Genomic DNA, 11,349 nt, shown 5'->3' on the forward strand with positions numbered 1-11,349 from the left:
CCAATGCCCAATGACGCCACTTGCTCTACTTGGGGAGACCCCAAGACCGCAGTGGCTCCCCCATACACAATTTTCAAATTAGTTTTCATTTTAAGGATTGGTAAAATCTATGGCAATTAAAGAACAGCCTAAGTCACCTCGGTTTCGGATCGTTGCTAATATATTACTGGCAGTATCAGGGCTATTCCTGCTCTTAAATTTATTTCTGCCTGGTTTATTTGCTTCTGGCCCTACTGGTGTTCCTTATAGCTTATTTATTCATCAAGTACAGGAAGGGGAAGTCAGCCGCGTTTCCGTTGGTCAAAACCAGATTCTTTACCAACTAAAAACAGAAAATGCCGAATCGCCGTCGGTATTTGCAACTACACCAATCTTTGATTTAGAGTTACCCAAACTGCTAGAAGAAAAGGGAGTTGAGTTTGCTGCTACACCACCACCCAAAAATACTTGGTTTACAACCCTCTTAAGTTGGGTGATTCCACCACTGATTTTTATTGGTATTTGGCAGTTCTTTCTCGCCCGTGGTAGCGGTGGTGGTGGCCCCCAAGGTGTTCTCTCCATTGGTAAGAGCAAGGCTAAGGTTTACGTTGAAGGCGAATCCGCTAAAATCACCTTTACAGATGTAGCTGGGGTAGAAGAAGCAAAAACTGAGTTAGTGGAAATTGTAGATTTCCTCAAGACTCCGGCACGGTTTACGCAAATTGGCGCTAGGATTCCCAAAGGTGTATTGTTGGTTGGTCCTCCAGGTACTGGTAAGACACTTTTAGCGAAAGCCGTAGCAGGAGAAGCAGGAGTTCCATTTTTCAGCATCTCTGGTTCCGAGTTTGTAGAATTGTTCGTCGGTGTAGGATCTTCTAGAGTGCGGGATTTGTTTGAACAGGCCAAAAAACAAGCTCCCTGTATTGTATTCATTGATGAATTAGATGCGATCGGTAAGTCTCGTAGCAGTAACGGCTTCTACGGTGGTAACGATGAGCGAGAACAAACCCTCAACCAATTACTAACTGAGATGGATGGGTTTGCAGCTGGGGATGCAACGGTAATTGTGCTAGCAGCTACCAACCGCCCCGAAGTACTAGATCCTGCATTGCTGCGTCCAGGCCGCTTTGACCGCCAAGTGTTAGTAGACCGTCCCGATTTATCTGATCGTGAAGCAATTCTCAAGATTCACGCTCAAAAGGTAAAATTAGGAGATGATGTAGATTTAAGAGCGATCGCTACTCGTACCCCCGGTTTTGCTGGCGCAGATTTGGCAAACTTGGTGAACGAAGCTGCATTATTGGCAGCGCGCAATCTGCGTGAAAAGGTTGCTCAAGAAGACTTTGCCGAAGCAATTGAGCGGGTAGTCGCCGGTTTAGAGAAGAAGAGTCGCGTGATGAACGAGACTGAGAAAAAGATTGTTGCATACCATGAAGTTGGTCACGCAATGGTCGGGACGCTGACAACAGGAAACGGTCGTGTAGAAAAGATTTCGATTATTCCTCGTGGGATGGCTGCTTTGGGCTACACTCTGCAATTACCAACTGAAGACCGCTTTTTGATGAATGAAGCAGAATTGCGGGGTCAGATTGCCACTTTATTGGGTGGACGTTCCGCCGAAGAGGTTGTATTTAATAGTATTACCACAGGTGCTTCCAACGATTTGCAACGAGCAACTGACTTGGCAGAACGGATGGTAACAGCTTATGGCATGAGTAAAGTCTTAGGGCCATTGGCTTATCAACAAGGACAACAAGCAGCATTTTTGGGCAATGGTACTACTAATCCTCGCAGATTGGTAAGCGAAGATACGGCGAAAGCGATTGATATCGAAGTCAAGGAAATCGTGGAAACAGCCCACGAACAAGCCCTAGAGATTCTCAGACAGAATCGAGACTTGCTAGAAGCGATCGCTACTCAACTCTTAGAAACAGAGGTCATTGAAGGCGAAAAACTGCACAGTTTATTGAGTCAAGTGAAACCCGTAGCTAATTCGTAATTCGTAATTCGTAATTCGTACACAGAGGGATGCAGAGGATAACTTTGCGTCCCTACCCTGCGGGAAGGCGAAGCGCCTATGCGTTAAACCTCTGCGTTTCTCTGCGTTTCAAAAATCCCACTTATCGCAATGCAAACACCAGCCAGGAAAAATGCCAATGCACCCCCAACAGCACCAATAAAAGGTGTTATTGCTTGCGGCTGGGAAAATATAACACCAAATAAACTCATCGCTAAAGCAAACCCACCAAAATACGTCCCAATTCCTAATCCCGCCCACCGCTGGGGTACTAACCCTAAAGCAAAAGGAATTGCCCCGTTGACAATTAAACTAAAGCTAGCAACAATTAATACAATTATCGGAATTTGTGCGCCCACAGATATCATTATCAATAACGAAGGAATGATTGCACAGATCCCACAAAGCATTGCTTGACGATTACCAATTTTGACAGCGAAGATTCCAGCGGGTATGCTGGCAATTGCGATCGCTAGTCCAATCCACACCATCAGCACATCAATATTATCAGTATTCAGTTGGGCTTTCAGCACTTTACCCAAGACATCCATGAGAAATCGAATACCCCACGCGACACCGAAACCAGTTCCTAAAATCAACGCCAATTTCTGTAAGGGCAATTTTACTGTTTCTGCTTGGTGTCTATTCACTGGTGCTTCTGGGGGATTGACTAACCGCAATACAGCCGCTGCCCCCAGCATCACAAAAGAACCGGTCGCAAAGGTATAAACTGGGCCTAAGCTTAAAATAAACTTGTAGCTTATCGGTCTAAAAGCCCCAATCACACCGCCTGTTAAAGTGACAAAACTTACTGCTAAAGGTAACTGGGCTGGTGTCGAGTACATCCCCAATAGGCACATAACTGGAGAGCGAAATATTGTCATTGCTAATGCCCAAGCAACCAATACTATAGGTAAGAGCGATCGCATCACGATAGTAGGCGGAATCAAACTTACAACGCATGGTATGGCAATAAACAAAGCCGATGCAAGAATCATACCTACTGAGATAAAAGGAAACCGAGTTCCTACCCAGCGTCTAGCTTGGTCTGAAAGTCCACCCATCACTGGTTCCAGCACCGCACCCAAAGCATTTTCGACTAGCACCAAACCAACTGCCAATGAGGCAGAAAAACCAAACTGAGTCAGAAGTTGCGGCAAATAGATATTATAAATTAACCACGAGAGGGTAATTGCTCCCTGCACCGCTGCCAACACCCAAACTTGCACCCATAAAATATTTAGATGAGATTTCAAGGTAGTCATAAGGAGATGGGAATTGGGAATTGGGATTGGGGAGTGGGGAAGAACTTACTTACTAAAACTTCCCCTCTGCTCCCCTGCTCCCCCGGTTACTGAGCGTAGTCGAAGTATGCTCCCCTGCTCTCCTCATCCACTTAGAGAAAGCGGAGCGTTTTTAATACTCCGGAACTGAAGGATCGATTTCTTTACTCCAAGCGGTAATTCCGCCTTTAACATTTGTGCCGACAATCCCGGCTTCCTTGAGAATGGCAAGGGCTTTTGCCGATCGTCCGCCCATTTTACAATGAGCAATTAAACGATGACCGTTTAATATTTCTTTCACCTTAGCAACGCCATTCCCATTTTCAATGTCTGGTAAGGGTACCAACACTGAACCCGGAATCTTGGCAATGTCGTACTCATGGGGGTTGCGGACATCCAGCAGTACAAAATCCTTCGCACCGCTATCTAACAACTCCTTCAAATCCTTGACGGTCATTTCTTGACTTTCCATCTGCTGTTTTGCCTCCTCTGCCTTAGCTTGTGGAATCCCGCAGAATTCTTCGTAGTCTATCAGCTTTTCAATCACTGGGCGAATTGGATTTGGACGCAGTTTCAACTCCCGAAATTTCATATCCAAGGCATTGTATAGCAGCAATCGCCCGCTGAGAGTGTTGCCTTGTCTTAGAATAATTTTAACAGTTTCGGTTGCCTGGATTAAACCAATAATTCCTGGCAAAATTCCCAATACGCCACCTTCTGCACAAGAAGGAACCATTCCTGGTGGTGGTGGTTCTGGGAAAAGGTCACGATAATTCGGGCCACCTTCGTAATTAAATACACTAGCTTGCCCTTCAAAGCGTAAAATTGAACCGTAAACATTGGGCTTATTCAGCAATACGCAGGCGTCGTTAACTAAATATCTGGTGGGGAAGTTATCAGTACCATCCACTACGATATCGTAAGGTTGAATAAGCTCCAGGGCGTTTTCGGAACTCAGACGGGTTTCGTATAAATCAACTTGACAATAGGGGTTAATCTCGTGAATGCGGTTTTTTGCCGATTCAATTTTGGGTTTACCCACCCAGGATGTACCGTGAATTACTTGGCGTTGCAGATTAGAAGTATCGACAACATCAAAATCGACAATCCCGATGCGTCCAATACCCGCCGCCGCCAAATATAAAAGTAGTGGTGAACCTAATCCACCTGTACCGATACACATTACACTAGCGGCTTTCAGGCGCTTCTGTCCTTCTAGTCCTACTTCCGGTAAAATCAGGTGTCGGGAGTAGCGTTCGTAATCGTCTTTGGTCAACTGGATTTCATCCGGATTAGGATTGAGCGACATACCATGTACCAATAGTTTTAAGGTTTAATCTAGTAATTCTAGTATTAAAATAGTAATTTAGTGTTTAGTAGTGTCTAGAAGTAAATTTAGTATTAGCTGTTTTTTACTAGTAATAGTCTAGTTTACCACTAGGCTTGTGTACTGTATGCCCCTTTCATGGCGAAAGATTTAAATAACGTAAAATCAATACTTTTAGCCTATAAATTATAAAAAATGCTCATTTAATGCTCAAATATTATATTTTAAGTAATAAATTAGTACGATAAATATAAATTAATACTAAGTATAATGCTCAATATATACTCATACATTCATCATGTTGTTTCTACTCCAAGTACTACTCCAAGTATTCTGAACATATTCATAAAAAGAAGACCTCCCATGAGGTCTTTTGCTATTAGCTTGAAATTTTTAACCTATCTACTCACCAAGCAAATACATAACCTCCTCTAATTTCTGTTTAGCCTTGTAGAGGTTGATTAGTGTTTGCTGTTCCCATGACTGCGGAGCGTGTAATCTCCTCTCTTCCATCGTCAGCTTAATAAGTGCTGCCTGTTCATCGGTTGGATCATTCACTTGATCCAATGCAGCACCAATATTTTGAAAAGCCTCAAAGCTCAACTTTTTTATTCCTCTTCCTTCTTTCATCTGATTGAGTGCGATCGCAGGGAAGGCTATAAGTGAAGTAACGTAGCTAGTTTTATAACCAGCGTTACCAGTTGGTTTCAATCCGTATCGACGGCATAAATCACGTAATTCTTGGATAGTTTTGCTTTCAAGTTCTGTTCGTGTAAACATAGAGTAGCCATTTTCTAAAAGTGGTATCGGTAGGTAACAACTTTCTCAGGGTAAATTACCTACCGAATAAAACTGTATTTCGATGCTTGCGCCGAAACAAGCTATGTTTACATCTCTCAACAATGCCTAACCGTAAGGGTAATCCTCAAAACTTTGACAATCCGCCGAGTAAAGAATTAACTGAAAATGTTACTTTTAGAGCTACCAAGGAAATGAAGGAAGAAATACAGAAGCAGGATAATCCAGCACAGTTTTGCAGAGATGCCGTTCAAAAAGCACTAGATGAAAAGAAAGGAAGGCAACAGTAAATAGTATAGGACTGCGATTTGATTTCTAAAAACATACTGAGACTGGAAAGCAACTTTTATCAGGTACTCGAACAACAGGAATTAATTAATCGGTTGATGGAGAATAGGTAGATATATATCAGTAATTCTGAAAATCTCAGAGTAATACTTGGATAAAATAAAACCCTCTAAGAATAAGCATTCTAGAGGTTTTTTTGTGTATGCCACCTATACTAAATAGCTGATCAACAACTAAAATCACACTCACCTTTGAGAGTCTTTTTTCTAAAAGGTGTGTGTAGCAAGCATTCTAGACACTGCAAAACTGTAATTTTATTTTTGGTGGCAGTAACGACGTAACAGACATACTTTCACACTCATCAGCGAATAAGTTCCTATTTTGTAACGCTTTGTAAAAAAAGTAGGAAAAGTGGGAAAAGTAGGATATTTTGTCTGAACCCTTGACTATCCTGTTTTCAGCTTGATACATTTACTATGTAGTCGATTTCACAATAACTAAGGTAAAAGGAGCATTATGGATCCATTAGTTTCTGCCGCTTCAGTTCTAGCTGCCGCTCTAGCTATTGGTCTAGCTGCAATTGGACCAGGTATAGGTCAATCAAGTGTCGATCCTAGCAGTCCTGCGGGAAGTCCTGGAATTCAGAATATACAAAAACCCTGGAATTGAGGATATACAAATGTAGAGCGATAAATTATTTGACCGCAGCGACAAATAATTTGTTAAGTTCTCCAAACTTGTAAGCTTCGCTTTAGAGGAATCTAATTTTTAGCAAGGAGCGATGAAAGAATTGCATTGTTTGAGAGTCTGTTAAAAAATAAAGAGTTACACTGCGAATAATCCAAGTGTAATTATTAATATAAAACCCCACCTAAAACTACAAGGTGGGGTTATTATTTAGTCTTGATATATGTCTCTACCTCTAAATTTACTTGAAGTATTACTTGGATAAATATAGGTAATAAAAGCCTAAATGTCTGTTAATTCTCTTTGTTTATCTGGTTGCAAATAGTGTTTCATTATCTTATCTACGCTCGTTCCACAAACATCAGCTATTAAAGCTAAATCTGTACCATTATTAGCCTGAATGCTAATGAAAGTGTGACGTGTTGAATAAGGTTTTAGATAGCTTATTTTCCCCTCTTCTGCTAATGCGATAACAATTCCATTGTAAATCTTTCCCTCACTGTACTTTTTATCCCAAACTCCCGCTAATGCATCCAAAGAAATACGCTTACCGTTCATTTTAGTAAACACTAAATCTTCAAAGATAAATTCTTTATTTTTTGCTTTTATTCTTTCAAGTAACAATGCTAGTCGGGACATTTTTTTTAATTTAAAAATGCGAACGATGTTAGTTTTAGTATTTTTAATTTCTTTGCTAACAGAACTGTAAGCGTCCTCAAAACGTATCCATCCTTTATCTAATTCAATATGTTTCCACTTCAAAGCAAAAGCTTCACCCGGTCTACAACCAGTGAGAAACAAGAACTCGATTAATTCTGCCATTTGTCTAAATGATTTTTTTTTGGATGAATAGAATGAATTAATTATTAAATCTCTTTCTTCAATTGTGTACGCTCTATTGTCCTCTTCTTCCTGCAATTGTTTTGATTTTGTGGGTGGCTTGTAAAATTTTTTAATTTCTGAAAAATAATCTTTTTTTATTGAGCCATCGTTTATACCTCTTTGTGACATAGAACTTAAAGCACTGAATAGCTTGCCAATAGAATCAGAATTGGTACGCCTAGCACACAAGTCATCTATTATTGTTTGTGCTAACTCTGCGGTTAATGGTTTATCAAAATAACTAGCTAATAAATAACCAAAATTTTGTTTATATCTTCCTAATAATGTAGCGGTTGATATTTGCTTTGTATTCACTTTCCAATCTACATATTCTTCCCAAAGTTGCCTAAGCGTGGGCAGTATCAAGCTACCTGGAAGTTCTATAATATTGCTTTTGAGTTCAAGGTATTTATTAAGGCTAGGGTCAAAGTTAGTACCATTTTGATAATCAATATCCTCTTGTATCCGTCTAACAATCCTGTTCGCCCATTTCCTGTTTTCGTCTGAATCGTGTCTACCTAAGCCTATATATTTTTGTTTCTTTCCGTAAAACTGTTGGGAAACACGGCTACTGAATTGCAATCTCAAGGAACCTTTATCGGTTCCCAGTCTTATGTCCGCTTGTTTGCTAGATTCTTGCTTGCTATACACGATAGTAATTTTCTAGTAATTGCCTATAGCAAGTATTATATCCATAATTATGTAGTGCTTAAAGATGTTTATACAAAATCCAGATTGGGATTGAGCATAGCAGTTATCATGTGGGAAAGCGGAATATTAATCCTATCGAAAAACTGGATCTTATATAGACATAGGAGTGGGAAAGACGAATTTTCATCTGTGATAGCGGCGAAAACCGCTATAAGTGACTGTCTTTAAACTAAGCCTATTTTATATTTTCAATTTCCTCTACTTGAAACTGATGAGTATCATCAAGGCTCCAACTTTTGAGTTCTCCAGCTTTGCCGTTTTGGACGGAAACTATTATATACGAGTATCCCTGCCAAGCGTATAGGCGATCGCATTCTGAAGGGATAGCAGGATGATCTGGGTGGGAGTGAAAAATCCCGATAATGTTCAATGAGCGATCGCGTGCTTCTTTTTGTGTTTTTAACATAACTTCGGGTGCGATCGTATATTGCCGTCTTTTACTTTCTGTTATGCGTTCCCCTGGAAACTCAGCAGCCGCTTCTGTATTCCAAGCATTTTCTGTTAGCATGACTTCTACCACAGTTTTGCCCTCATTAGCCAGATAGCCCAAAATTATACCACAGCACTCATCTGGGTAGGTGCTTTCGGCATGGGTGCGGATGGTTTGCAAGTGTTCTTGGCTAAGTTGGATCATATCTGCGTTTGTAATTTTAGCAACTTCTAACAATTCTTGCTTAATGCGTATGCTAGCAAAAACCGCAGGCGATCGCTTAATTTTTGATCGTAGTCTAGGCTAAAGCGATCGCTAAGATTGATTGAGAATGGAGAAAAAAGTCGCAAAAAAACGCCGAGACTAAAAATATCAAATAAAAAGCAGGTCTCGGCTATGTCTACCATTGTATCTCGCCTCGACATCACAGAAATTTTCTGGGACGTAGATGATTTTTGCAACCAGTGGGAGAACTTGTGGCAACAAGTACCACAGTTACCATCCACAAAAGGAGAGCGTCGTAATCGCTCAAGGATGCATTTATCAGAAGTGATGACAATAGTAATTGCGTTTCATGGTAGTGGTTATAAGACTTTTAAGGAGTTTTACACGTTGCACGTGCTACAAAGCTGGCGTGAGGCGTTTCCCAACTTGGTCAGCTACACAAGGTTTGTGGAACTGATGCCTTGGTCTTTAATGTTGTTGTGTTGTTTTCTGCATATACGTACAGGGGAGATTACAGAGATTAGTTTTATCGATTCTACCCCGATTGATGTTTGCCATAATTGCCGCTCCCACGCTCATAAAGTTTTTAAAGGCTTAGTGAAATGGGGTAAAAATTCTGTTGGCTGGCACTTTGGATTTAAACTCCATTTGATTATTAACGATTGTGGGGAATGGCTGGCATTCTAGCTGACTCCTGCCAACGTTGACGACCGTAAGCCAGTACCAGAAATGACTAAAGATTTAATTGGTAAACTCTTTGGAGACCGAAGATATATTTCACAAAAATTATTTGAGGAGTTATATGAGCGAGGTTTAAAGTTAGTCACTAAATCCAAGAAGAAGATGAAAAACCGTTTGGTAAAACTGATTGATAAAATTATTTTACGCAAACGAGCGGTAATTGAGTCCCTCAATGACCATCTCAAACACATGTGTTAAATAGAACACTTATGACATCGTAGTGTGTTTAGCTTTTTGGTCAATCTGATGGCTGGTTTGGCTGCTTACACCTATTTGCCAAATAAACCGTCGATTGACATTTATCCAAAAGATTTGCCTGCATTGCTTCCTGCCATTTTTTAGTTGTCGAACTCACGTTAACAGAGAGTAGGTGTTGGGTTTTATTCCTTAACTTTTGGCATGGGTGTGGATGGTTTGCACTATTCTTGGTTAAGTTGGTTTATGTCTGCGTTGATAAGTTTTATAACCTATAGCTATTCTTGCACGCATATACATTAGCAGGCGATCGCTCTTGATCGTAGTATAAGTTAACCAAGGCATAGGCTAGCAAAAACCGCAGGCGTTAGGGTTCGCGCAGCGTCTCCGACAGGAGAAGGTATCGCAGCCTTGAAAAAAGAAAACATGTATTTTTATCACTTCTTAAAATATTTGCCTACTAGGTTCTACTTTTTTATTGCCTAGACATAAAAGAATATGAAGAATATACAAAGCTCAATACTTGTTATACATTTTTTAGCAAGTAATGTGAAGAGTATGCAAAGATGAGTATTTAAGTATAGACATCTAAGTATGATATTGACTATGTAATTATTTTGAGGCTCTTGAGATGTTCTCTATTTTCAAGCTAGACACCCACGGATAACAGCCTACAAGGAAGGCATCAAAATCTTTTTCCCGACTAAGAGTCAACTGTTGATTATTTTATCTTTTAGTAGGACTTAGGCGCTGGCAAAAAAACAAATATGAAAGATGAATTTTAGGCATTGAAGATGAATTTTTCGATACTTAAAAGAGTGATTATTACTCAACAAGGATAATAAAAAAAGCCTGAAATGACTAGTTATAGCAAATTCACACCCTAATTAATTGGTACAGTGCTTAAGATTTAAATAGTTTGAGACTCATAAAAAAAGTATACGTAAAAACCTTGGAATCGGGGAAATTTCCGAGAAATTTACTGTTCCTCAAGGGTGACGTATAAAGTATGTAGATTTCAGTGAATTTTTGCGCCTTTAAACAGCACAATCTGCAAATTGACAACTGAAGTTACTGAAAAAAATGATTTAAAAAGGTAAAAGTTATGGCAGATATCATTGGAACTAACGGTGATAATATCCTACAGGGTACTTATAATGAAGCGGATACGATTAAGGGTCTTGCAGGCAACGATACCATATATCCTAACGGTGGCAAAGACACCTTAAGTGGTGGAGGCGGCAACGATAAATTCGTCTTCTACTACTACAACAACGATGATACTACGATCATCACCGATTTTGGTGGTGTAGGTAAAGGGACAAACCCGACAGCAGCAGTCATTGCCGAAGTGGATACCCTAGAATTCGAGGGCGATGGCACCAGTGCCCAAAATTTGTTGTTGACCCAAAAAAGCAACAATTTGGAAATCAGCTTTGCAGGGGATGCTTATATGAGGTTTTTTGATGCCTCGGTTATCCTGCAAAACTTTGCCCTGGAAAACCTGGAAAACTTGAGCAAATCTACAGGGGCCACTGTAGACTTGGGCAATATCCTATTTGATGGACAAACTAGCACCATAGATAGCTTTGATGTCTTCAATGCCAACTCGACCCAAAGCATTATCTTCAATAAAAATACAGTCACTTTTCTTAATGATCTGAACAATAATGTTAGCGGCTTTGACAACTCAGATGATGTCATCAATGGTCAGGGCGGAGATGACCTCATTGACGGCTTAAGTGGGAACGACATGCTCAGAGGTGGTGCGGGCAATGACTCCCTC

At 40.4% G+C, this 11,349-nt stretch carries 8 protein-coding genes and 2 pseudogenes; 5 read left to right on the forward strand and 5 right to left on the reverse strand.

Annotated features, from left to right (window positions below; translation table 11 throughout):
* Positions 1-109: 109 nt before the first annotated feature.
* Positions 110-1,978, forward strand: coding sequence for an ATP-dependent zinc metalloprotease FtsH4 (gene ftsH4, locus ACFE93_RS31940; RefSeq protein WP_375479722.1), 1,869 nt, complete (start codon positions 110-112; stop codon positions 1,976-1,978).
* An 83-nt stretch (positions 1,979-2,061) separates the two neighbouring features.
* On the opposite strand, the gene ACFE93_RS31945 is transcribed toward ftsH4, so the two are convergent.
* The 3 genes from ACFE93_RS31945 to ACFE93_RS31955 all read right to left on the reverse strand — a co-directional run bounded on the left by ACFE93_RS31945 (position 2,062) and on the right by ACFE93_RS31955 (position 5,386).
* Positions 2,062-3,261 (reverse strand): MFS transporter, encoded by a 1,200-nt coding sequence (locus ACFE93_RS31945; RefSeq protein ID WP_375479724.1) that lies wholly within the window; start codon positions 3,259-3,261, stop codon positions 2,062-2,064.
* Between the two features lie 151 nt (positions 3,262-3,412).
* Entirely contained in the window at positions 3,413-4,588 is a 1,176-nt protein-coding gene (moeB, locus tag ACFE93_RS31950) for a molybdopterin-synthase adenylyltransferase MoeB (RefSeq protein ID WP_375479726.1), read from the reverse strand.
* A gap of 420 nt (positions 4,589-5,008) precedes the next feature.
* The gene (locus tag ACFE93_RS31955) at positions 5,009-5,386 is read right to left on the reverse strand and encodes a hypothetical protein (RefSeq protein WP_375479728.1); all 378 of its coding nucleotides are present in this window, start codon (positions 5,384-5,386) and stop codon (positions 5,009-5,011) included.
* A 122-nt stretch (positions 5,387-5,508) separates the two neighbouring features.
* Here ACFE93_RS31955 and ACFE93_RS31960 point away from each other — a divergent pair, with 122 nt between their 5' ends.
* Both ACFE93_RS31960 and ACFE93_RS31965 read left to right on the forward strand, forming a co-directional pair.
* Positions 5,509-5,694, forward strand: a complete 186-nt coding sequence (locus ACFE93_RS31960) for a hypothetical protein (protein ID WP_292775647.1) — start codon at positions 5,509-5,511, stop codon at positions 5,692-5,694.
* A 514-nt stretch (positions 5,695-6,208) separates the two neighbouring features.
* A pseudogene (locus ACFE93_RS31965) lies at positions 6,209-6,322 on the forward strand (ATP F0F1 synthase subunit C); the annotation flags it as partial.
* Between the two features lie 339 nt (positions 6,323-6,661).
* Here the strand turns inward: ACFE93_RS31965 and ACFE93_RS31970 are convergent.
* Positions 6,662-7,912 carry a tyrosine-type recombinase/integrase gene (locus ACFE93_RS31970; RefSeq protein WP_375479731.1) on the reverse strand — a complete coding sequence of 417 codons (1,251 nt, stop codon included), beginning with the start codon at positions 7,910-7,912 and terminating at the stop codon, positions 6,662-6,664.
* Positions 7,913-8,147: 235 nt separating this feature from the next.
* On the reverse strand, positions 8,148-8,606 hold the full coding sequence (locus ACFE93_RS31975; protein ID WP_375479732.1) for a Mov34/MPN/PAD-1 family protein: 459 nt from the start codon (positions 8,604-8,606) through the stop codon (positions 8,148-8,150).
* 348 nt (positions 8,607-8,954) lie between these two features.
* Between ACFE93_RS31975 and ACFE93_RS31980 the strand changes: the two are divergent.
* Positions 8,955-9,566 (forward strand): annotated as a pseudogene (locus tag ACFE93_RS31980) (IS982 family transposase).
* A gap of 1,102 nt (positions 9,567-10,668) precedes the next feature.
* Positions 10,669-11,349 (forward strand): calcium-binding protein (locus tag ACFE93_RS31985; RefSeq protein WP_375479734.1); only part of this gene is annotated, 681 nt, incomplete at its 3' end.

The sequence above is a fragment of the uncultured Nostoc sp. genome (assembly GCF_964247315.1).
In the GTDB taxonomy this organism is placed as follows: Bacteria; Cyanobacteriota; Cyanobacteriia; order Cyanobacteriales; family Nostocaceae; genus Nostoc.

What these genes read in the sequence shown, in the direction of transcription:
- ftsH4 (WP_375479722.1), top strand. Translation starts at nt 110, where the DNA reads ATGGCAATTAAAGAACAGCCTAAGTCACCTCGGTTTCGGATCGTTGCT.
- ACFE93_RS31945 (WP_375479724.1), bottom strand. Translation starts at nt 3,261, where the DNA reads ATGACTACCTTGAAATCTCATCTAAATATTTTATGGGTGCAAGTTTGG.
- ACFE93_RS31960 (WP_292775647.1), top strand. Translation starts at nt 5,509, where the DNA reads ATGCCTAACCGTAAGGGTAATCCTCAAAACTTTGACAATCCGCCGAGT.
- moeB (WP_375479726.1), bottom strand. Translation starts at nt 4,588, where the DNA reads ATGTCGCTCAATCCTAATCCGGATGAAATCCAGTTGACCAAAGACGAT.
- ACFE93_RS31955 (WP_375479728.1), bottom strand. Translation starts at nt 5,386, where the DNA reads ATGTTTACACGAACAGAACTTGAAAGCAAAACTATCCAAGAATTACGT.
- ACFE93_RS31975 (WP_375479732.1), bottom strand. Translation starts at nt 8,606, where the DNA reads ATGATCCAACTTAGCCAAGAACACTTGCAAACCATCCGCACCCATGCC.